Below are 21,135 nucleotides of genomic sequence, written 5' to 3'. Positions count from 1 at the left end.
GGGCAAAACGCAGCGCTGGTAACAGGGGTGTCAGGCGAGCGCCGCGATGCGGTTGTTGTTGCCGGTCAGCTCGATCGCCGCACCGCCCGCACGGCGGCGGTTGAGCCATTCGCGGATCATTTCCACGCTGGTATGGTCGGCCGCCGACAGGCGTGACACGTCGAGCTGGATCGCGGTGCCGTGCGGCGCACGGTCAAGCGAGTCCGACAGGCGCGGCAGCGAGACGAAGGTCGCCGCACCATCGAGCGCGATGCGATAGCCGTCGCTGCCGTCCTGCTCCTCGTCGATCTTCAGGCGCAGGCGCTTCAGATGCGGGAGGAGTTCAAGCATGGAAAGGCCGATACCGATCAGCACGCCGCTGAGCAGATCGACCGCGACCACCGTCACCAAGGTCGCCGCCCAGATACCGGCGGGCAGCAGGCCATAGTCGCGGAACAGGTGGCGGACATGCTGCAGGCTGACCAGCCGCCAGCCGGTCACCACCAGCACCGCGGCCAGCGCGACCATCGGGATCTCGCGCAGCAGCCAGGGCAGCAGCGCGATGAAGGCGAGGATCCACACGCCGTGCAGGATCGCCGACAACCGCGTCGCCGCACCGGCCTGGACGTTGGCCGAGCTACGCACGATCACGCCGGTCATCGGCAGCGCCCCGGCCGCGCCGCACAGCAGATTGCCGATGCCCTGCGCACGCAGCTCCTTGTTGTAATCGGTGCGCACGCCGTCATGCATGCGGTCGACCGCGGCGGCCGACAGCAATGTCTCGGCGCTGGCGATGAACGCGATGGCGAGCGCGGCGGTGAGGATCGCCGGATCGACCAGCCGCGCGAGCAAGCCGCTTTCCGGCGGCACGATCGCGCCGAGGATCGATGCCGGCACTTCGACCCGGACCACGCCGAGCCCAAGGCCCGATGCGACCAGGGTCGCGACCAGCACGCCGATCAGCGCGGCGGGGACGAGGCGCATCGATTGCGGACGGAATTTCTCCCATGCCAGCATCACGCCGATGGTCAGCAGGCCGACGGCAAAGGCGGTTTCGGCACCGGCCCATGTCATCGACAGGCCAAGCAGCCGCGCCGGCATGGCGGCGAGGTTATCAAGTCCGCTGGGGAGGGGCTTGGCGTCGAACAGCACATGGAACTGCGCCACGACGATCAGCACGCCGATGCCGGCGAGCATGCCGTGCACCACCGCGGGCGAGATCGCGCGGAACCAGCCGCCGAGCTTGAACACGCCCGCCGCGACCTGGATCAGGCCGGCGATGAGCAGGATCGGGCCGAGTGCGGACAGGCCCTGGTCGCGGACGATCTCGAATACGATGACGGCCAGGCCCGCGGCCGGACCGCTGACCTGGAACGGCGATCCGGCCAGCGCACCGACGACGATGCCGCCGATGATGCCGGTGATCAGCCCGCGCTCCGGCGGCACGCCGGAGGCGATCGCGATGCCCATGCACAACGGCATCGCGACCAGGAACACCACGATCGAGGCGGTCAGGTCACGCGGCAGTCCCGCCATGCTCGGCCAGGACACGCCTGGCTTGGCAACAGCCTTTACGTCGCTCATGCGGCTTCCCCGAGCGGCGCGGAAGCGGACTCGGTCGCGCGGCGATCGGCGGCGCGCAGCGCGACCGGCATCGGGTGATCCTCATGGATCGGCACGAAGCGGCCGGTATCGCCGTCAAGGCCAAGCATCACGCCGTCATGAATGTCGAAGAACCATCCGTGCATCGCGATCTGGCCGCTCGCCACAGCGGCGGCGACCGACGGGTGCGTGCGCAGATGGGCGAGCTGGATCACGACATTCTCCATGCTCGCGATGCGCACCGCGTCATGGCTTTCGAGATCGTGATAGGAGCTGCTGACCACGCTGTGCGCGGCGCTGCTGTGACGCAGCCAGGCCGCGACATTGGGCATGCCGACAAGCATTTCGGGGTTCATCAGCGCCTTCATCGCGCCGCAATCGGAATGGCCGCAGACGATGATGTCGCGCACGCCAAGCGCCGCGACGGCATATTCGACGGTCGACGACACGCCGCCATTGGCGGTCGAGAAGGGCGGCACGATGTTGCCGGCATTGCGGCACACGAACAGGTCGCCCGGCTGCGCCTGCATGATATGTTCGGGCGCCACGCGCGAATCCGCGCAGGAGATCATCAGCGCCTTGGGGCTTTGCCCGTCGGTCGCCAGTCTGGCGTAAAGTGCACTCTGGTTCGGAAAGACCTGCTTTTCGAAACTGATCACACGGCCGATCAAGTCGTTCACGGTAATACTCCTGGGTCCGCCGTGCCGGGTGGCACGGTTCGGATCAGGATATGGCGTCGCTCCTTTGCTGCGGTGCGGCATGTTCGTGACGAATTGTTTCCAGGCCTTTTTTTGGAGGAAAGCGGCACCAGTCAGTGCCCGACCGACGCTCCTACCCGCTCAACGATGCTGTAATTTGCGACTGGCCGCCTGGGGGAGCGGGCTGGTGCCGTCGTTCAACAGAGATAGGCAGGGCAATGCGTGCGCAAAGTCCGCCGGATGGGCGGTTCTTGAGGCTGAACCGCCCGCCGAGCATGTCGACCGTGCGCGTAACGATCGCCAGACCGAGCCCGAAACCGACCGTGTCGCGGGTCCGCGCATCGTCGAGCCGCACGAACGGTTCGAGCACGCGGGCGAGCGATGCCTCGGGGATGCCGGGGCCGTCATCCTCAATATCGATCGTCACGATATTCCCACCGCGCTGCAGCACGACATCGACCCGGGTGCCATAGCGCAGCGCATTGTCGACCAGATTGCCGATCGCGCGGCGCAGCGCGAGCGGGCGCGTGACCAGGTCGAGATGTTCGGGACCGCGATAGGCGATGATGCGCCCGGCATCGCTGCCGGTATCGACGATCGTCGTGCACAAGACCGCCAGGTCGGTCGCGACCGGCCGTTCGGGCTCATCCTCGCCGCCGAGAAAGGCGAGCAAGGAGGCGACCATCGCCTCCATCTCTGCCACGTCGCCGGCCACCGCATCGCCGATCTCGCGGTCGTCGATCATGTCGGCGCGCAGCGACAGCCGGGCAAGCGGGGTGCGCAGGTCATGGCCGACCGCCGCGAGCGCCTGAGTCCGGTCCGTGATCAGATGGCGGATGCGCGCCTGCATGCGGTTGAACGCCACGGTCACGCGGCGCACCTCGCTTGGCCCGGCTTCGGCCACGATATGGTCGCCGGCGCCGTCGAACCGGTCGGCCGCTTCGGCCAGGCCATGCAGCGGCGCCAGCATACGGCGCAGCAAGGCGCTGCCCAGCACCATCAGCACCACTGCCGGGATCAGCGCGAGCAGGATGCGGTCGAATGAGGAGCTGAGCCGCGCGACCGGCTGCAGCGTGCGGAAATACAGCCAGTCGCCATCGGGCAGCACCAGCCCGCCGGCGACCATCGCGTGATGGCCCGGCGCGACGAGGCGCAACCGCAAATTGCTTTTCGCCAGCGCCGGTTCCCAGCCGATCACCTGGCGCCGCATCGTGTCGAGCGCGGGCGCATTGGCCGGTGGCGGGGGCAGCTGCGCACGCCAGCGCAGCGCATAGCGGTCGGTCGACAATTCGGTCGCCAGCGCGGCACGTTCTTCGGGCGGGGCGGCGGCGATCAGCCGCTTGCAGATGACGAGATGTTCGGCGAGGCGGTGCGCCTCATCCTCGCGCACCGCGAACTGGCTGGCGCGTTCGTACAGCAAGGTGCTCGCGCCGAATTCGATCACCATGGCAAGCAGCAGGATGGCAACCACGCGGCCGGCAACGCCGATCGACGGGCGCACGAAGCGCCTCAAGTGCGAGTGACCGCCGTATTGAACATATAGCCGACACCGCGCACCGTGACGATCGGCGCGGGCTGGCTGCCGTGCGACAATTTGCGCCGCAGCCGGCTGATCAGCACGTCGACGCTGCGATCCGAACTGTCGCCGAGCCGGGTGCGTGACAATTCAAGCAGCCGTTCGCGCGCGATGATCCGCCCGGCATGGTCAAGCAGGCTCATCAGCAAGTCGAATTCCGCGCCGGTCAGCTCGACCCCGGCGCCGCTTGGCGATTGCAGCTGGCGGCGCGACACATTGACGGTCCAGCCGTCGAATTCGACCAGCCCCTGTTCGGGCTTGCCGTGCCGCCGGTCGAGCCCGCCGCGGCGCAGCACCGCACGGACGCGCGCGAGCAGTTCGGCGGTGCCGAACGGCTTGGCCAGATAATCGTCGGCGCCCATTTCCAGGCCGACGACCCGGTCGGTCTCACTGCCCTTGGCACTGACGAAGATGATCGGCACATCGCTCTGCTGGCGCAACGCGCGGCACAGGTCGAGGCCACTGGTCTGCGGCAGCATCACGTCGAGCAGCACGAGATCGGCCGGCCCGGCCTCCAGCGCGCGCCACATTTCCGGTGCCGAGGCAGCGGGGCGGACGAGATAGCCATTCTGCTGCAAGGCGCGCGTGGTCAGGGTGCGCAGCGCCGGATCATCCTCGACCAGAACGATCGAGGGCGCGGTGTTGCTGGTTTCGATGGGGTCGGTCTGGTGGTGTTTCATGACACCGCGCACCTAGGGAGCGACCCCCGGCGGGTCAATGCGAGCGACCTTGAACAGGCGTTCCGGGAAACACTTTGTCACAGTGGGGCGAATGGCCAGACATGCAGGCTTCCTAGATGGCACGGCAAGACAAACGCCATAGTCATACACGGAGTTCCTTTCATGCGTCTTCCCCTGATCTTCACTGCGGCCGCCATCGTCATCGGCGCGACCGCTCCTGCCGCCGCCACCGAAAATCCGCGCGGGCCGCTGACCCCGGCGCAGCGCGAGGCCGGCTGCACGATGCGCTTCGACCACACCCCGGCGGGCAAGACCCCGCGTTTGCCGGCGGTGGTGCATTGCCCCGCCAAGGCGGTCGCGGCGCTCGACCAGGCGAAGCGCGCCGAGCTCAAGGACACGGTCCGGCGCGACTGATCCGGTTGAACGGCCAATCCCGATAAAGCACAAATCAAAATGACGTGAACGCGGCGCGTGCCTGATGGCGCGCGCCGCTTTGCGTTGAGCGCCCGCCGTCCGGCGCGCTCTCCCGATTCAAACTGTCGGCCCAGTCGCTACAGCGCATAGGAGCGGCGGAATGTCATCCGTTCCTCCTAACCGCACGATGTCGGGAAACCATGCAGATCTTGAGGGGGTTCGACACGCCCGCTGCCGGTTGGCACGCCCGGTTCGCTTTGGCATGGAGCGGCGCATGGCATCCGACATCTCCATTTCTCCGGCGACCCGTGCGGCCGATCTGGCGGCGGTCGCCGCGCTGTTCGGCGATTATGCGGCATCGCTCGACATCGACCTGGCCTATCAGGATTTCGCTGCCGAGCTGGCGGGACTGCCGGGCCATTATGCGCCGCCCCGTGGTGCGCTGCTGCTGGCGCGGTCCGGCGATGGCGAGCCGATAGGGTGCGTCGCGCTGAGGCCAATGGTGGCCGCCGGCCGCTGCGAAATGAAGCGGCTTTATGTTGCGCCCGCCGGACGCGGCACGGGGCTGGGCCGCGCCTTGATGACCGCGCTGATCACCGAAGCCCGGCAGCTCGGTTATGCCGAGATGTGGCTGGACACGCTGCCGACCATGGCCGCCGCGCAGGGGCTGTACCGCGCGGCGGGGTTCGAGCTGGCCGAGCCCTATTACGACACGCCGGTTGCGGGCACGGTGTTCATGCGGCTCGTGCTCGGCGCGTAACGCGCTTATTCCTCCGGCGGTGGCGTGGTGCCGGCGGGGTCCGTGCCGCCATATTGCCCGCCGCCACGATTGCCGCCCTGACCGTTCCAGCGCCGGTCGCCCCGGTGCTCGCCCCGCTCACCGCCCCGGTTGCCGCCCTGTTCGCCTCTGCCGAACGTGATGCGGGGAAGCTCGCTCTTCTCGAGCTTGCCGTCGCCATTCTTGTCGAGCTGGGCGAAGCGCTGCCGCGCGGCGGTGTCGAATTCGCGCGGATCGACGCCGCGGTTGAAATTGGTATCGGCGATCGTGACGGGTTCAGGGAAGTCGAAATAGCTGAATCGCGCGGCGCCCTGCTTGCCATAGGTGACGCGCGCTTCGCCGCTACCGGAGGAAGCCCCGCCGCCGTCACCACCACCGCCGCCGCCGCGCATACCGCCGCCGCCATGGCGACCGCCCCCACCGCCACCGCCGCCCCGGTGACCGCCCCCGCCGCCGCCGCCACCGCGGCGGGCGCCGCCACCGCCGCCGCCGGCATCGCGCACGCGGATCTCGGGGGCGATCGCGGTCTCGTAATTCTCGATATCGTCGGGGTCGATCTCCCCGTCATGGCTGCGATCGAGCACCGCGAAGAAGCGCTGCTCGTCATGGGTGAATTCCGCCAGGTCGAGCGCGCCGTCATGATTGGTATCGGCACCGTCGAACCAGGTATCGACCGGCTTGTCGCCGCGAAACGGCTCGCCCATCGGGCTGATGAACAGACGGCCCCTCGGATGGTCGCCGGCCATGCCCGGGGGTCTGGTGTCCGGCGCACCGGGTGGGGGTGCGCCAGGCGGGCGCGCGCCGGGTGGGGGTGCATCCTGCGCCGACAGCGGTGCGATGATCATGGTGGTGGTCAGCAGGGTCAGGCAAGTCAGCAATTTTTTGCGCATCGATCGGGTCTCCATCGATTCGCCCCCGCCGCACCAAGCGCAGTGCTTCGCGGCAATTTGATGTCGGCCGCGACATTATAATGCGGAAAGGATCATCCCCGCCGCCGAAAGCGCGCTTCGTCCTCTGTCCCGGCGATCAGCGCCTGGGCGCGGCCGATCGCGGTATTGATATCGTCGGCGCTCTTCATCCCGCGCGCCTGGCGATAGAGGGTCAGCGCGACCGGATAGTCGCCGCGCTGTTCGGCGCAAAGGCCGCGATTGAACACGATCGACAGCTGTCCGGGCTGCTCGCGATCGATCGACTCCCATCCCTCGCAGGCGCTGCGGCTGTCGCTCTTCGATACTCTGAGCACATCCTTGAAGCGGGCGGCGAGCGGCTTGGACAGGCCGGCGCGATCCTCGCGGTAGCGGATCTTGTAGGTATCGCCGTGCGGCGCGATGTCGCCGCGCGTTTCGCCGGCAACGCTGTCGATCATGTCCGCGATCACCGCTTCGGCGGCGCGGGGCAGGGTGTCGCGTGGGCACCAGCTGACCGTCTCGCTGCGCGGTTTGCTGGCGGTGTAGACGATCGCGCCGTCGGCGATGCGCACCAGGCGCAACGAGGCGGTCAGGCTGGTGGTGCGCTGCATGCAGGGCACCGGAACATCGGCATATTTGAGGCATTCGCCATCATCCTCGTCGCGGCGTTTCTTGCCGTCCTTCGGTGCGGCGCGCTCGACGCAGCGGCGGCGCCGCAGCGTCACGCGGTGCTCTTCCCAGTCCGACGTTGCCGACCCGCTGAGCACGCCGTCGGCGCGCGGCTGTCGTCCGCCGGTATCGCCGAGCAGGGTGAAGTGCGGGCCGCTCGCATTCTCCGCGCGCGACAAGGCAGCGGCGATGGCATTGGCCAGCGGCTCGCCGTCACGCCCGGCGAAGCGGTCGATCGCCAGCCGCTGCAAATAGCTTGCCTCGCGATTCTGCGCGGGAAAGCGCCCGCTGATCGTGATGGTCTCGGCATTCGCTGCGGTCGTGGTCACGGCAACCGCGAGCGCGACAAGACGCACAGCGCTGCGGTGGATGATTGGAGTGGCCATGGCGATATCCTTCCGGATCGAATCGATCGCGGAACGATATCGCCTATCGGCCCGGTATGGGCAACGCGTCGCCGCGGTCAGTCCGGCGCGCCCTTCCACTTGCCGTCGCTGCCCTTGGTCAGCTTGACGATGAACGGCTGGCTTGCCTTGGCGGCGGTGCCCGGCATCTGGATATTCACATCGACGGCGCAGACCTGCACGCCGGGTTCGGCCTGGCCATTGCACATCCCCTTGGGCGTGATCGTCGCATCAGCCAGCGCCTTTTCAAGCGCAGCCTTGGCGGCCGGGTTGGCGTTCGGATCCTGGAGCGATGCCGCCATCTGCTCGCGCGCGACGCGCTCGATATCGCCATTGCCTGGACCGCCGGTCAGGGCGCTGCATCCGGACAGCGCGGCGATGCCAGCCAGTGCTGCGATCAGGGTCGTCGATGGTCGTGTCATTCAGCCTCCTGTTGGTCGTCAGTCGAACCGGGATAATGATCGACGCGCGTTTCGGTTCATTTTTGATCGAATAATGCGTAAAATGACGCTGCTCGATGAATTCCGCGATTTGCTTACCTGTGAGGTAATCGACTTCGGATTTCACCCTGCGCATTGTCGCCCGGCAACACAGGCCAGGAGGCAGATCATGCACGGATCATTCGCAGCTCATTCCATCCACGCCGACGCAGTCGCGCCGCGGATCGACACGGTCGAGACGGCCGACGGCGCACGCCTCGCGGTACGCGACTGGGGGAGCGGCGAGCCGATCCTGTTCCTTTCCGGCTGGACGCTGCCGTCCGATTTCTGGACGCCGCAAATGGTCGGCTTCGCCGCACGCGGGCATCGCTGCCTGTCGTTCGACCGGCGCGGGCATGGGCGCTCGTCCGACCCGGGCTGCGGTTACGATCACGACACGCTGGCCGACGATATCGCCGCGGTGATCGACGCGCTCGGGCTGCGCCGGCTGACCGTGGTCGCGCATTCGATGGCGGCGATGGAGGTCGCGCGCTATTTTGCGCGCCATGACGGGGCCGGGATCGAGCGCGTCGTGCTGGTCGGTGCGATCACGCCGTTCCTGCTGCGCACCGATGACAATCCCGATGGGATCGATGGCGCGGTGCTGGCGGCGGGCAATGACATGCTGATGGCCGACTTCCCGGGCTGGATCGCGGCCAATACCGACCCCTTCTTCGTCGCCGGGACCAGCGACGCGATGAAGCAATGGGGGCAGCGCATGATGCTCGGCACATCGCTGCTCGCTGCGGTCCAGCTCGCTCAGGCCAATGTCGCGACCGACTTCCGCGCCGACCTGGCGCGCATCTATGTCCCGGCGCTGGTGGTGCATGGCGATTGCGATGCGTCCGCACCGCTTGCCCTCACTGGTGTGCCGACCGCGGCGCTGATCCCCGATGCGCGGCTGATCGTCTATGAAGGCGCGCCGCACGGCCTGCCGCTCACCCATGCCGACCGGTTGGCGCAGGACATTGCCGCGTTCATGGTGGAGGGGTCAGGCGAGCGTGACTAGGGAGCGCGCTCGCGTGCCGCGATATAAGCGGCCAGCGCGGCTTCGTCGATGAAGGGCGGATCCTCGTTCCCGGGCGCGTTCGGTCCGTTGCGCTCGAAGGCGCTGAAAAGTGTGGCGCCGCTGCCTCTGGGTGCCGGGCCGCTGGCCAGGCCGCGATTTCGCGCCCCGTCGCTCCACTGGGCACGGATATCGCCGCGGCCGGCAATCTCGCTCAGGTCGCGCACCCGCACCACGCCCGATCGCGGGACGCGGATCACCGCGCTCTTGCCGGAAAAGGGCAGTTCCACGCCCTGCCAGGCGACGGCGGTGGGGGCGTTGTGATCCTCGAGCAGGATCACCCAATGCGGCGCAAAGCCCGGCGGCACGTCGAAGCGGATCATCGGCGGCGGCGACCAGGTGCTTTCGAAGAAGGTCGCAATGACAATCAGCGCGCCGATGCAAAGCCCGGCCGCACCTGTGCCGAGTGCGGCGAGCGCCCGCTTGCAGTCCCGCCAGCCCAATCTGCCGGCGATGAAGCGACCGAGGAAGAAACCGATGCCGAACCCTGCAAGCAGGATGAGGATCATCGCGCCGAAGATGACCGCGGCCAGTGCGCCCATGCTGTCCCCGCCCATGGCGTGATCCTTTCAGCCCGGTTGTGCAGCGAGGATGCCCGATCGCCGGATGGAATGCCAGACGGGCGCCATCACGCCGGGCGCTGAGTGCGCTCTCGTGCATGCAGCTCGACCTGCCGGAACAGCAGTTCGAGATCGGCCTTTCCGACATCGAACGTTTCGCCCAGATCGGCGAGCGCGCGATCGACATCTTCGGGATGGAACATGGGTGCCGATTGAGGGGGCAGGACGTGGCCGGCCACAGGCACGGCGCGATGCGGATAGGAATGGCCGGACAGTCGGTGGAACAGGATGCCGGTCAGCACGAGCAATGCCGAATTGAGCCCGACCGGCACCAGCGCGAACAAAAATCCCGCCGAGGTGACCATCGGACCGCCAATCACTGCGGTCAGCGCCACCGCACCGCCCGGCGGATGCAGGCAGCGCAGCAGCGACATGGCGAGGATCGCGCCGCCAACGGCGAGACCTGCGGCAAGTGCCGGCGACGATATCGTCTGTGCCACCGCGACGCCGGCCAAGGCGGAGGCGACGTTCCCGCCGATGATCGACCAGGGCTGTGCCAGCGGGCTGGCCGGCACGGCGAAGAGCAGCACGGCGGACGCGCCGATCGGCGCGACCAGCATGGCAAAAGCCGCGGGCGGCAGCACGAGCGAGCAGAGCAGGCCGGTCAGCGCAATGCCGACCAGCGCGCCGAGACAGGCCCAGAGCCGGTCGCGCAAGCTGCCGCCCGCCAGGATCGGGACGAACAGGCGCATGGCATGGCGGCGAAACATCGGACCTCCCGGCAAATGGAGGCGTGCCTTCGCGCGAACGGTAGCAGTGCCGCAACGTAATTTCGGCTCACCGCGATCAATGACAGCTTCGCGGGCGCGGGGTGGATATCATGTCGCGCTGGCATCCGGTGGCGATCGATGCTTTGATCTGTCCTAAGTATAAAGGGCCGCCCTATGACCATTGTCTTCGTGATCCTGATCGTTCTGGCCGTACTGGTCGCTGCGGGGCTGTTCTATACTCAGGCACGCACGCGCTTCGTCGAGCGGGAAGTGCCGGCGCAGGGAAGCTTTATCGAGATTGACGGGCAGCGGCTCCATTATGTCGACAAGGGGTCCGTCGAGCAGGGGAAGGGCGGCGCGATCGTGCTGATTCACGGCTTGGCCGGGAACAGTCATAACTTCACCTATTCACTGACCGAATTGCTGGCGCAGCGGCACCGCGTGGTGGTAGTTGACCGACCGGGATCGGGCTATTCCGCGGCGCGGCCGGGCGCTTTCTCGCTTGTCGTGCAGGCCGATCTGGTCGCTGCGCTGATCAAACGGCTTGGGCTCGATCGGCCGTTGGTGGTTGGTCATTCGCTGGGCGGGGCGGTCGCGCTGACCCTGGCAGTAACTCACCCGGCGTCACTCAGCGGCGTCGCCCTGCTTGCCGCGCTGACCCGGGTGATCGACACGCCGCCGGCAGCGTTCAAGGGACTGAATATCCGGTCACGCGGCGTGCGACGTTTCGTCGCTTCGGTCGTCGCGGTGCCGATGTCGGTACTGGCAGGAGCGAAATCGGCCGAGCAGGTCTTCGCGCCTGAACCGATCCCCGCCGATTTCGCGCTTCGTGGCGGTGGCCTGCTGGTGCAGCGGCCGGTCGCGGTGTTCACCGCCTCGACCGAATTGACCCAGACCCCGGACTCGCTGGCGCCGATCGTCGCGCGCTATGGCGAGATCAGCATGCCCGTCGCGATTCTCTATGGTCGCGGCGATGCGATCCTCGATCCGGTCCTGCACGGCGAGCGGCTGCCGGAAGTGATCGCGCATGCCGATGTCACGCTGATCGACGGCGGCCACATGATCCCGCTGACCGCACCGGGCGAGGTCGCCGCCTGGATCGAGCGCGCAGTGGAGCGCTCGCGCGAAGTTCAGGCTGCCTGAGCCGTCTTATGCCTTGCGCGTCGCGACGATGAACAGGCGCGGGAAGGGGAGCAGCACCATGCCATCGGCAAGAGCTGGATAGGCGGTTGCGATCCGGCTACCGTAGCGCTCGAGAAACGCGGCCTGTTGCGCATTATCGAGCCGGTCGAGGAAGGGGCGCAAGCCGGTTCCCTTGAACCATTCGACCACCGCGCCGGGGCCGCCTGCGAGCTGATGATAATAGGTGGTGCGCCAGATATCGATGCCGGCGACGCGGCCGTGTAGCGCGCGGTAATACCAGTCGGCCGGGTAGCGGTTGGCATGGGCTGCACCCGCCCCGGCCAGCGTCGCGGCCCAGGGTTCCTCGGCTGCCACATCGCGCATCAGTTGATGAGCGGGTTCGTCGAGATTGTCGGGGATCTGCACGGCGAGGCTGCCGCCCGGCGCGAGTTTTGCGATTAGCTTGGGGAGCAGCGCCGCATGGTCCGGCACCCATTGCAGTGCGGCATTGGCCAGGATCAGGTCGAATGGACCCGGGTCGGTCCAGGCGGCGATATCCTCGACCGCAAAATGCACCGCGGATAGCCGCTTTTGTGCCGCCGCGATCATATCGGCGGAATTGTCGATGCCGTTTAGCGCGGCATCCGGGAAACGGGCCTGGAGGAGTTCGGTTGAATTCCCCGGACCGCAGCCGATATCGATCGCGCGGCGGACATTGGTGGTCGGGATCCGGGCGAGCAGGTCGTGGATCGGACGGTTTCGCTCCGCTTCGAACTGGACATATTGCGCAGCGGACCAGCTCATCGGGTTTCCTTTGCCATTCGAATATTTCGGTCCGTCAGATTGAATAGGCCAGTTCGAAATCGCCCCAGCGCTTCCCGGCGAAGGAGAGTGGCACCAGGACCAGCCGCACGATGATGAACCCGCCGCTATAATCGTCCATGCGGTAGATGGTCGCAGTGAAGTCGGCCGCATTCTCCTTATACTGGCGCAGCCGATCATCATACATGATGCGACCATTGCGGCAGTTGCCGATATCGTGTGCCGGATCGCCGGTCGGCCGCTGCGAACGGGAGGAGAGATGCGTCGGCAGGAACCCGCTCATGTCGCTACACACCGCCGAACGAATTTGCGGCGCTCGCGTAAGGGCTGCGTCGAGGAAAGGCCGCCATTTCGCGTCAGCCCACTCAGTCAGTGAGGTTCGGAAACGTTCGGGCAGGCTGCCGAGGATCGGCTGATAATCATTGTCGAACAATTGTTCGAGGCTGAGCGATCCTTGCTTGAGCGCAGCTTGGGTCAACACCTGCAACTCGTCGCGCAGGTCGAGTGCCAGCGTCACATAGCCCTTGTCCTCCTCGTTCAGGCCTAGTGCTGCGGCGCGCTCGAATGCGACCCGCCCGACCTGTTCAAGCCGTGTCGTGCGTGCCTGGGTCTGGCGGAGTAGCACCCGTGCCTGGCCCAGGGCCCGCGCAGCGCCGGCGATCAACTGGAACAGGTTCGAGGATACGGTATTCGCTTCGTTGAAGATCTCAGCGACCATCCTGCCGCCTTCAATACCTGCCGACAACAGTTCATCCACCTCGCGCAGCGCGGCGAGTGGTTCGTTCAGGCCGCTGATGAAGTCTTCGACATCATCCGCAACCCCGGCCGCGTTTCGCGCCCAGCGGGCATGACCGATCCCGACCCGATCCCGTTCGACCGCGAGATCGCCGGCGATCGTCATAAGATCCCCGCTCAGTATATGCAGCGCAGCGGCGACCCCCAGTGACTGCTTGTCGCGCGCTTGCTCGGCAGTGGTGTCGAGCGTGCCGGCGAGCGTCTTCGCCGTCGCCGAAAGGGAGTGGAGTCGGATCATCGCATCGGTGAGTGAACTCCCATGGTGGGTCTGCTGGTCAAACCCCAGGTCGAGCAGCCCGCGGATCGTGGTGCCCTTGCCCGGCGCGTCGCGCGCCATCGCATCGAGCCGGACAGTCGCGTTGGCCAGCCGAACATTTGCCTGGGTCGTCACCGCGCGCACGCCATCGAGCGCGGAAGCGATCAGCGCGTTCGACTGATCGAGCGTCCGCGCGGTTTCGCCGAAATCATACAGGTCATCATAGTGATGAGCGATGACACGGTCGAGCTCGGCAAGCTGGCCGACGACCGTCGAGACTTCCTCGGCGTGGCGGCCGATGGAGACTGTTCCACCATGATCATCAACATTGTTTGATTGCACCATTGGGTATGCCCCCCCAATTTATACAAATGCGGTTGCGACCCGCGTCGGCAGCTTACGCATCAGCGGAACACATGCAACGCGCTCTTTATCGTAGGGCTCGAAGCAAAGGAATTGTGACAGCAGTGCAATGATTGCCGATCGTTCGCGGTAGCGAAAGGCCAGGATCCGCCTTCGCGTGGAAAGTCATGACTATTAACAGTCGCATCGCGGTCATTGTTCCAGACGGCGCAACTTCGACGTGAGCGCTGGTCGACAATTTATCGATACGAAAATGCAACGACCCCGTCCCGGTCATGGACTCCGGTCATATTGAAGGCACGTAATATTGCGAACCGAGAGTGCGTTGCCGCGATCCCGCGCGGGCATGGCGGGATCGCAATCCGTCCCCCGCTTTCGTCTTGGAAAGCGGGGGAAATCTCGATTTGGTTGAGAGTAGCCTAGAAGCTCGCGTCGAGGCGCACGCCGGCATAACGGAACGAGTCCCGGGCCGGTTGCCAGTTGGTGCCGGAGGCGACCACGCCCGGTGCGCTGAAGCCCGAGGTCGTATTGCCAAGCCCGACCGCATAATGCTTGTTGAAGGCATTGTTGACGAACAGGCTGAGCTTGTACTTGCCGTCACCTGCGGTCGCGCCGACCGAGGCGTCGAACACGCCGTAAGGTTTTTGCACCGTGACCGGATCCTGATTGAGCGCGAAGTTGATCTTGCTCTGCCAGCGATAGGAGAAGGTGAGGAAGCCACCCAGTGAATCGCCGAGCGGGAAGTCGTACTGGCTGCCCAGGTTGAACTTGAATTCCGGTGCATTGTTGAGCCGCTTGCCGCTCAGATTCTGCACCTTGCCGGGATTCACCGTCACGCGCGGGTCGAGGATGCAGCCCTGCGCCACCGTCTGGTTGGAAAAACAGGGACCAAAGGGGAAATCGATGATCTTGGCGTCGGTATAGGCGGCCGAGCCATTGAGGCTCAGGCCCTTGAACGGCTTGGCCAGAACTTCGAGTTCGACGCCGCGCGTGCGCAGCTTGCCGATCGAATTGAGGAAGGTGAGATAGGTGCCGTCAGGCAGGAAGGACTGAACCGAGGTCTGAAACCCCTTGTACTCGGTCGAGAACAGGGTCGCATTAAGGATCAGGTGGCGGTTGAACAGGCTGTTCTTGAAGCCGATCTCATAGTTCTTCGCGGTTTCCGGCGGCACGGGGCCGGCCGCGGCGAAGCGCGCGCTGAACGTGCTGACCAGATCATAGGCCTGACCCTTGTACCCGGTCGAATAGGTCGCATAGGTCATGATATCGGGCGTGAAATGATATTGCAGACCCGCCTTGCCGGTGACGGCATTGTCGGAATCCGCGCCGCGCAGCGTGAAGGGCACCGCCGCGGTATAGTTCGAGAAGCGATAGTCGATCTTTTGCCGGTTGACGCGCAGGCCGCCGACTGCGGTCAGCTTATCGGTGATGTCGAATGCGAGATCGGTATAGGCGGAATAGTTGCGGTTGTTGCTCTGCGCCAGATAGCGGACGAATTGCAGCACCGGCCCGCGATCGAGGAAGCGGTCGAGCGAATTGCGCGCGTACCACAGGCCGACGATGTAGCGGAACCGCTTGTCGCCGGGCGAGGTGATACGCAGTTCCTGCGTCGCGGAATTCGCATGGAAATTGCCGTTGATGCGCGCGCCGCTGTTGATGCCGGAGGGCGATGCAGCGGGGAAGTTGAGCAGGAAGGGCTGATCGGTGCCGTCAATATCCTGATAGTCGAACATGCGGTAGCGGTCAGCCGACAGGATATAGCCGATCGTCGCGCCGCCGAGGAATGAATCTTCCGGCGTCGTATAGGTGGCGTGGAAGGTCGCGCCGTACATGCGTGAATCGCCGCCGGCGCGGTCGTCGTTGCGGATGCGGACATTGTAGCGATCATTGATCGGAATGCCGGCAAGGACCGAACTGGCGGGGAATTGCGGCAGGCCCTGATAGAACAGGCCCGGGGTCAGCGAGGTGATCGGGCTGACGCAGCAGGTCGCTTCGGTCTTGTTGTAGCGCGGTTGGATCGACGCGGTGAAGTTGTCGGTCGGGGTCCAGACCAGTTTGCCGGTGACGGTCAGGCCCTTGCTGCCATTCTGGCGATTGCCGGTGGTCAGGTTGATGATGTTGCCGTCATAGACGTTGCGCGACGCGGTGACGCGGAAACTCAGCGTGTCGCTGATCGGTCCGGACACGGTGCCGCCAACGCGCCATTCATGATCGGTGGTGACCAGCCCGGTGACCCGGCCAGTGAAGGTGTCGGTCGGCGCCTGGGTGGTGATGTTGAGCACGCCGGCGATCGCGCTCTTGCCGAACAGGGTCGATTGCGGCCCCTTCAGCGCCTCGATCCGTTCCACATCGATCAGATCCTTGAAGGCCGAGGCCTGCAGCCCGATCGGTACGTCGTCGATCACCACGGCAACGTCGGATTCCACCGCAATGCCGTTGGAGAAGGTGCCGATGCCGCGCATGTTGATGCTGAAATTGCCCGGTTGCGAGCCATAGGTGACGGTCAGGCCGGGGACGAGTTTGGGCAGGTCGGATATGTCACGCACATTCTGACGCTCGATCACGTCCGAGGTCAGTGCGGTTACCGACACAGGAACATCCTGCAGGCGTTCGACGCGCTTGGTCGCGGTCACGACGATATCGGCGATACCGTCATCGACCGGCGCTGCGCTTTGCGGCGTGGCGGCGGGAGGCCTGTCCTGCGCCAATACCGGGTTCGCCACGATCAGCGCCAGCGCGGATGTCGCGCCTTTCAACAGCACAGAGCCTCTCGACATGATTCCATCCCCTCTCGGATCATCTTGTTCGTTATCGCCGAGCCCCGCCGCCATGGTGCGACGATCGGGAAACCGCGATGCGGCCAGCCGATCGATCGCGCTCAAGGGCACGGAACGACGCCGGTCGTCCGAGTCTCTATCAGCATCCTAAATGTATGACAACTATTTGTATGACAACTTGACGATGGTCGGCGTTATTCGTCGCGCAGAATGATCATCTGACGGTGCCGTTCGAGGCTTTTCTCGAGATGGCGGCGCGCGGCGCGGCGGGCGCGGATCGGGTCACCGGCCGCGATCGCGGTGAAGATCGCCTCATGATCGCGCAGAATCGTGCCGGCATAGGCACGGTCCGCCGCCTCGCTCTCATCGCGCAGATAAAGCGCGCGGCGCGGCACCAGCCGGACGCCGAGAAAGCCCATGAAGCGCAAATAATATTCGTTGTGAGCGGCGGCCGCGATCGCGGAATGAAAGGCCGCATCGGCATCGACTGCTGTATCGCGGTCCGGGCTCTGCGCCATACGCTCAAGACAGTCGCGCAGCGCGGCGATGTCGTGGTCGGTGCGGCGCCGAGCAGCGAGATCGGCCATCTCGGCCTCAATCGCCATGCGCATCTCGAGCAATTTGATGACGTCCTCAATCTCCTCCATTTCCTCCGGCGCGACCTGGAACGCGCGATAGCGGGCATTTTCGGAGACATAGGCGCCCGAGCCGCGCCGCGAGACCAGCAGCCCACGCGCGGCGAGCCTGGCATAAGCCTCGCGCACCACCGTTCGGCTGACTCCGGCGGTATCAGTGATCGCTTTCTCGGTCGGGAAACGAGCGCCGGGCGGCAGTTCGCCCGAATCGATGCTGCGTTCCAGTTGATCGACAAGCTGGTCGGCGAGCGAGGCGGCCTTGGTCTTGATCATATCGGCATCGTAACGCCGATGCGCCATCATGCCAGCATTTTTGCGTCAGTTGTCATACAACATGAGTCTGGCCAGGCAGAAAAGGTGTTCGGCTATCGTCCCAATAGTCGTTGCCAGAGCCCCTTTCCGGTGGCCCGGCCGGCTGGCGGCAGCCAGACTTCGCCTTCGTCCGAGCTCACATCGAAAAACCCCACAAGATGCTTCCCGGCAAGTTGCCGCACCGCCTGATACGCATCCTCGGCCACGGACCAGCGAAAGGCGATATAGATGACCGACTGGCCGATGCTGTAATCGGTGATCTTCGGGTTGTCGAAATCATCATCGTCATCGACCTTGTTCATGTCCGGATAGTCGCCGATCATCGCATCGTACCAGGCGCGAAGCCGGGGCGTGGTGGTGGTCGGATCCTGATAACCGTGCGGTTCGGCCCATTCGGTCTGCCGTGCATACCATGCCATGAAGTCGGCCCGATCGGTCGGTGCGGCGTCCGGTTCGAACACCATCAGGTCGTAGCTCATGACTTCGCATCCTCAACCGTGCCGCCGCGGCCCGCGCCGCGGGAAAAGCGGCCAGCGCCGGCCAGTCCCTCGGCGTTAAGCGGGGCTTCGCCACCTTCGCCCTCGTGCGTCAGTGCTTCGGGCAGGTCATGATCCCATTGGCGATAGGCCGAAAGACGATCGGCGCGCAGACACAATTGCGGAAATGCCGCGATGGTGCCGGCCAGCTCGATCGCGTGCGCCAGCGCCTCGCCCGGCGGGCAGATCCGGTTGGCGAGTCCGATCGCAAGCGCCTCCGCCGCATCGACCGCACGGCCGGTGAGGATCATGTCGAGCGCGCGACTCTGGCCGATCAGCCGGGGCAGGCGCACCGTGCCGCCATCGATCAACGGCACGCCCCAGCGGCGGCAGAATACGCCGAAAGTCGCCGTTTCCGCCGCGACGCGCAGGTCGCACCACAAAGCGAGCTCAAGCCCGCCGGCGACGGCATGTCCCTCGACCGCCGCGATCACCGGTTTGCCGGTCAGCAAGCGCGTCGGCCCCATCGGTCCGGGTCCCTGCGCATCATAGGGCGGGGCGGACTCGCTGACGCTGTGCAGGTCGTAGCCGGCGCAAAAGGTGCCGCCCGCGCCGGTCAGGATCGCGATCCTTGCCACCGGGTCCGCATCGAAGGCCTCGAACGCGGCGCGCAGGTCGATCGCGGTGGCGGCATCGACCGCATTGCGACGCGCCGGGCGGTCGATCGTCACGATCGTCACCACGCCGCGCTGCTCGATCGCGATATTGGCCATGCTCAGATCCTGCGCTCGCGACTGGTCCGGAAGCGCACCGCGACACGGTCTCCATGGACCGCCGCACCGACGTCGATCAGCTCATTCAGCAGCATGAAATGATCTTCGCGCGACACTGAACCATGTCAAGCCGGCCCGACAGGTGGATATTCCTTGGCCTGGCGGCGTTGGCGGTATTGAAAAGAACCCGGAGGAGAAACCGGATGCGCGTTTTCAGTTCTACGATGGCGTTGACCGCGCTGCTGGCGGCCGCCCCTGCAATCGGCCAGTCGGCTGCGCCTGCGGGGATTTGGGCGAACCCGGCCAAGTCGGTGCATGTCAGGTTCAGGCCGTGCGGACCGGGGATTTGCGGCACGGTGATCTGGGCGAGCCCCAAGGCGAAAGCCGATGCGCAAAGCAAAGGCACCGACCCGCTGGTCGGCGAACAATTGTTCCGCGATTTCGAGCCCGAGTCGCCGGGGCTATGGAGCGGCGAGGTGTTCGTGCCCGATATCGGCAAGACCTTCTCGGGCACGCTTCGGCTGATCGACGCGCGAACGATGGTCGGCGAAGGCTGCCTGTTTGCCGGGCTTGGTTGCCGCTCGCAAACCTGGAAGCGGATCAAATAGGCGGCACGCGCCTGGACTCTGCATGACCTGGAGCCTTTGAGGTCGAGCACGGCTGCCCGGCCTAAACTGGCGATACTCGACACTGAGAAAGAGCGTGCCGGATCGGCAAGGGATGGCATGCCCGACCTTTCGCGATGATTGAATCGTCGCCGGCGACACGGCTGCGGGAGGCGCGGGGAAAGATATGGGACACCCCTTGTGTCATATTTTTCGGCGCGAGGCGGGCGAGGCACGCCGTCGATCGCGATAAATCGGATAATTATCATATATTACAATGTGTTAACTAGTAATGCACTCGATTCCTGGTATAAGCAATATGGATGGCAGACCCCCTTCTGCTATCCAGGAAATTGATAGCTGGACCGCGCGGTGTGCCAAAGATTGTTATCATGCTGCCTCTGGCTGAGGCTGTAACCGCTTGTTAGGGTGTCACGAATCCAAGAGCGGGAGTTTCGCATGACGGTCGTCCAGTCGCTGATCGCCTTTGTCGCGGCCGCTACCTTGCTGTCGATCACGCCCGGGATCGATACCGCGATGGTGCTTCGCACGGCGACCGGTGGCGGCGCGCGGCGCGGCCTGCTCGCGGCGGCCGGGATCGGCCTTGGCTGTCTCGTCTGGGGCTCTGCGGTTGCGGTCGGGCTGGGGGCGTTGCTGGCGGCGTCGGAGATCGCCTTCACCGCACTGAAATGGGCTGGCGCCGCTTATCTCATGTGGATGGGAATCCGGTTGATCCTCAACCCGCGGCGGTCGATCGATCTGGATGCGGCGGGCGGCGTCCAGAAGGCGGATCGGCCGTTGCAGGTCTTTGCGCGCGGCTTCCTGACCAATATTCTCAATCCGAAGGTAGGCGTGTTCTACATCACCTTCCTGCCGCAGTTCGTGCCGCCAGGGACGAATGTCGCGTTGTTCAGCTTCCTGCTGACGCTGATCCACGTGGTGATCGGCACCGCATGGCTCGGGATCCTGATCGCCGCGACGGTGCCGCTGACGCGCACGCTGTCGCGGCCGGCGGTGGTCAAGTCGATAGACCGGCTGACCGGCGGCGTTTTCATCGCCTTCGGGATCAAGCTGGCGCTTGCACGGCGATAAGGGGCCAGAATTTCATCGACCTGGGTAGAATCACCTTCCCCCGTTCGTGCTGAGCTTGTCGAAGCACCGTCCTTTTTCTTCTGCGTCGAAAAGAGAAGAACGGCCCTTCGACAAGCTCAGGCCGAACGGAAGGAGCAGATCAAGCCGACTCGAAAGCGCGCTAGTCCTTCGGCTTGCGGCTGGTCGCGTCGGTCACACTCTGGTCGTGGCCGCTCTTGTCGCTGAAAAACGCTGCAGCGAACAGACCGCAGCCAAGCAGCACCGACAGGAAGACGCCGGCGATGGTTGCGACCACCAGATGGATCGTCAGCGGGCCGTTGAGCGACAGCGCATAGAGCGCGCCGGCGACCATCACGACCGCGACCACCGTGATCACAATCATCATGCGCCGAAACTGGTCGCGTGCGGTATCGTTGGGCCGTGCCATGACAAGGGAAACTCCGCGGTCGGCCGGTAACTGGCCGACGAGCAGGATATAGGTATCCGGCATATGCGGAGCCAGCCCGCAAGGTCGGACAAATTGT

At 65.4% G+C, this 21,135-nt stretch carries 22 protein-coding genes; 6 read left to right on the top strand and 16 right to left on the bottom strand.

Annotation, left to right across the window (positions count from 1 at the left end; all coding sequences use genetic code 11):
• Window positions 1-30: 30 nt before the first annotated feature.
• From ACRECS_RS06575 to ACRECS_RS06560, 4 genes are all read right to left on the bottom strand, one after another.
• Window positions 31-1,515 (bottom strand): SulP family inorganic anion transporter, encoded by a 1,485-nt coding sequence (locus ACRECS_RS06575; RefSeq protein ID WP_431582220.1) that lies wholly within the window; start codon window positions 1,513-1,515, stop codon window positions 31-33.
• 44 nt (window positions 1,516-1,559) lie between these two features.
• Window positions 1,560-2,261 (bottom strand): carbonic anhydrase, encoded by a 702-nt coding sequence (locus tag ACRECS_RS06570; RefSeq protein ID WP_431582162.1) that lies wholly within the window; start codon window positions 2,259-2,261, stop codon window positions 1,560-1,562.
• Between the two features lie 151 nt (window positions 2,262-2,412).
• Window positions 2,413-3,792, bottom strand: a complete 1,380-nt coding sequence (locus ACRECS_RS06565) for an ATP-binding protein (protein WP_431582161.1) — start codon at window positions 3,790-3,792, stop codon at window positions 2,413-2,415.
• Entirely contained in the window at window positions 3,789-4,535 is a 747-nt protein-coding gene (locus ACRECS_RS06560; protein ID WP_431582160.1) for a response regulator, read from the bottom strand. The genes ACRECS_RS06565 and ACRECS_RS06560 overlap by 4 nt, the downstream gene beginning before the upstream one ends.
• A 162-nt stretch (window positions 4,536-4,697) precedes the next feature.
• Here ACRECS_RS06560 and ACRECS_RS06555 point away from each other — a divergent pair, with 162 nt between their 5' ends.
• Both ACRECS_RS06555 and ACRECS_RS06550 read left to right on the top strand, forming a co-directional pair.
• Window positions 4,698-4,949, top strand: coding sequence for a hypothetical protein (locus tag ACRECS_RS06555; protein WP_431582159.1), 252 nt, complete (start codon window positions 4,698-4,700; stop codon window positions 4,947-4,949).
• A gap of 274 nt (window positions 4,950-5,223) precedes the next feature.
• Window positions 5,224-5,709, top strand: coding sequence for a GNAT family N-acetyltransferase (locus ACRECS_RS06550; RefSeq protein ID WP_431582158.1), 486 nt, complete (start codon window positions 5,224-5,226; stop codon window positions 5,707-5,709).
• A gap of 5 nt (window positions 5,710-5,714) precedes the next feature.
• On the opposite strand, the gene ACRECS_RS06545 is transcribed toward ACRECS_RS06550, so the two are convergent.
• From ACRECS_RS06545 to ACRECS_RS06535, 3 genes are all read right to left on the bottom strand, one after another.
• Window positions 5,715-6,617, bottom strand: a complete 903-nt coding sequence (locus ACRECS_RS06545) for an EF-hand domain-containing protein (protein WP_431582157.1) — start codon at window positions 6,615-6,617, stop codon at window positions 5,715-5,717.
• Between the two features lie 92 nt (window positions 6,618-6,709).
• Complete coding sequence (locus ACRECS_RS06540) at window positions 6,710-7,690, bottom strand: hypothetical protein (RefSeq protein ID WP_431582156.1); 981 nt, start codon at window positions 7,688-7,690, stop codon at window positions 6,710-6,712.
• A gap of 77 nt (window positions 7,691-7,767) precedes the next feature.
• The gene (locus ACRECS_RS06535; protein WP_431582155.1) at window positions 7,768-8,130 is read right to left on the bottom strand and encodes a hypothetical protein; all 363 of its coding nucleotides are present in this window, start codon (window positions 8,128-8,130) and stop codon (window positions 7,768-7,770) included.
• A gap of 187 nt (window positions 8,131-8,317) precedes the next feature.
• On the opposite strand from ACRECS_RS06535, the gene ACRECS_RS06530 reads away from it, so the two are divergent.
• Window positions 8,318-9,196, top strand: a complete 879-nt coding sequence (locus ACRECS_RS06530; RefSeq protein ID WP_431582154.1) for an alpha/beta fold hydrolase — start codon at window positions 8,318-8,320, stop codon at window positions 9,194-9,196.
• Here ACRECS_RS06530 and ACRECS_RS06525 read toward each other — a convergent pair.
• Window positions 9,193-9,810 carry a hypothetical protein gene (locus ACRECS_RS06525; protein WP_431582153.1) on the bottom strand — a complete coding sequence of 206 codons (618 nt, stop codon included), beginning with the start codon at window positions 9,808-9,810 and terminating at the stop codon, window positions 9,193-9,195. The two genes, ACRECS_RS06530 and ACRECS_RS06525, sit on opposite strands and share 4 nt — an antisense overlap.
• A gap of 71 nt (window positions 9,811-9,881) precedes the next feature.
• Window positions 9,882-10,583, bottom strand: coding sequence for an HPP family protein (locus ACRECS_RS06520; protein ID WP_431582152.1), 702 nt, complete (start codon window positions 10,581-10,583; stop codon window positions 9,882-9,884).
• A gap of 174 nt (window positions 10,584-10,757) precedes the next feature.
• Between ACRECS_RS06520 and ACRECS_RS06515 the strand changes: the two genes are divergently transcribed.
• The gene (locus tag ACRECS_RS06515) at window positions 10,758-11,726 is read left to right on the top strand and encodes an alpha/beta fold hydrolase (protein WP_431582151.1); all 969 of its coding nucleotides are present in this window, start codon (window positions 10,758-10,760) and stop codon (window positions 11,724-11,726) included.
• 6 nt (window positions 11,727-11,732) lie between these two features.
• Here the strand turns inward: ACRECS_RS06515 and tam are convergent, their stop codons facing one another.
• The 6 genes from tam to ACRECS_RS06485 form a co-directional block, all read right to left on the bottom strand.
• Window positions 11,733-12,509 (bottom strand): trans-aconitate 2-methyltransferase, encoded by a 777-nt coding sequence (gene tam, locus ACRECS_RS06510; RefSeq protein ID WP_431582150.1) that lies wholly within the window; start codon window positions 12,507-12,509, stop codon window positions 11,733-11,735.
• Between the two features lie 34 nt (window positions 12,510-12,543).
• Complete coding sequence (locus ACRECS_RS06505) at window positions 12,544-13,923, bottom strand: hypothetical protein (protein ID WP_431582149.1); 1,380 nt, start codon at window positions 13,921-13,923, stop codon at window positions 12,544-12,546.
• Window positions 13,924-14,360: 437 nt separating this feature from the next.
• Window positions 14,361-16,718, bottom strand: coding sequence for a TonB-dependent receptor (locus ACRECS_RS06500; protein ID WP_431582148.1), 2,358 nt, complete (start codon window positions 16,716-16,718; stop codon window positions 14,361-14,363).
• 194 nt (window positions 16,719-16,912) lie between these two features.
• On the bottom strand, window positions 16,913-17,656 hold the full coding sequence (locus ACRECS_RS06495) for a FadR/GntR family transcriptional regulator (RefSeq protein ID WP_431582147.1): 744 nt from the start codon (window positions 17,654-17,656) through the stop codon (window positions 16,913-16,915).
• Between the two features lie 62 nt (window positions 17,657-17,718).
• Window positions 17,719-18,144, bottom strand: a complete 426-nt coding sequence (locus tag ACRECS_RS06490; protein ID WP_431582146.1) for a hypothetical protein — start codon at window positions 18,142-18,144, stop codon at window positions 17,719-17,721.
• Window positions 18,141-18,914, bottom strand: coding sequence for a crotonase/enoyl-CoA hydratase family protein (locus ACRECS_RS06485; protein ID WP_431582145.1), 774 nt, complete (start codon window positions 18,912-18,914; stop codon window positions 18,141-18,143). Before ACRECS_RS06485 ends, ACRECS_RS06490 begins: the two co-directional genes overlap by 4 nt.
• A 203-nt stretch (window positions 18,915-19,117) precedes the next feature.
• Here ACRECS_RS06485 and ACRECS_RS06480 point away from each other — a divergent pair, with 203 nt between their 5' ends.
• Together ACRECS_RS06480 and ACRECS_RS06475 are read left to right on the top strand one after the other, a co-directional pair.
• Complete coding sequence (locus tag ACRECS_RS06480) at window positions 19,118-19,522, top strand: DUF2147 domain-containing protein (protein ID WP_431582144.1); 405 nt, start codon at window positions 19,118-19,120, stop codon at window positions 19,520-19,522.
• Window positions 19,523-19,978: 456 nt separating this feature from the next.
• Window positions 19,979-20,611 carry a LysE family translocator gene (locus ACRECS_RS06475; RefSeq protein WP_431582143.1) on the top strand — a complete coding sequence of 211 codons (633 nt, stop codon included), beginning with the start codon at window positions 19,979-19,981 and terminating at the stop codon, window positions 20,609-20,611.
• Between the two features lie 160 nt (window positions 20,612-20,771).
• Here ACRECS_RS06475 and ACRECS_RS06470 read toward each other — a convergent pair whose 3' ends face one another.
• Window positions 20,772-21,101, bottom strand: a complete 330-nt coding sequence (locus ACRECS_RS06470) for a hypothetical protein (RefSeq protein WP_431582142.1) — start codon at window positions 21,099-21,101, stop codon at window positions 20,772-20,774.
• Window positions 21,102-21,135: the final 34 nt, after the last annotated feature.

The sequence above is a fragment of the Sphingomonas sp. genome (genome assembly GCF_050725575.1).
Taxonomy (GTDB): domain Bacteria; phylum Pseudomonadota; class Alphaproteobacteria; order Sphingomonadales; family Sphingomonadaceae; genus Sphingomonas.
The sequence above is the reverse complement of the archived record's forward strand: the minus strand, read 5'-3'. Positions and strand labels throughout refer to the sequence as shown.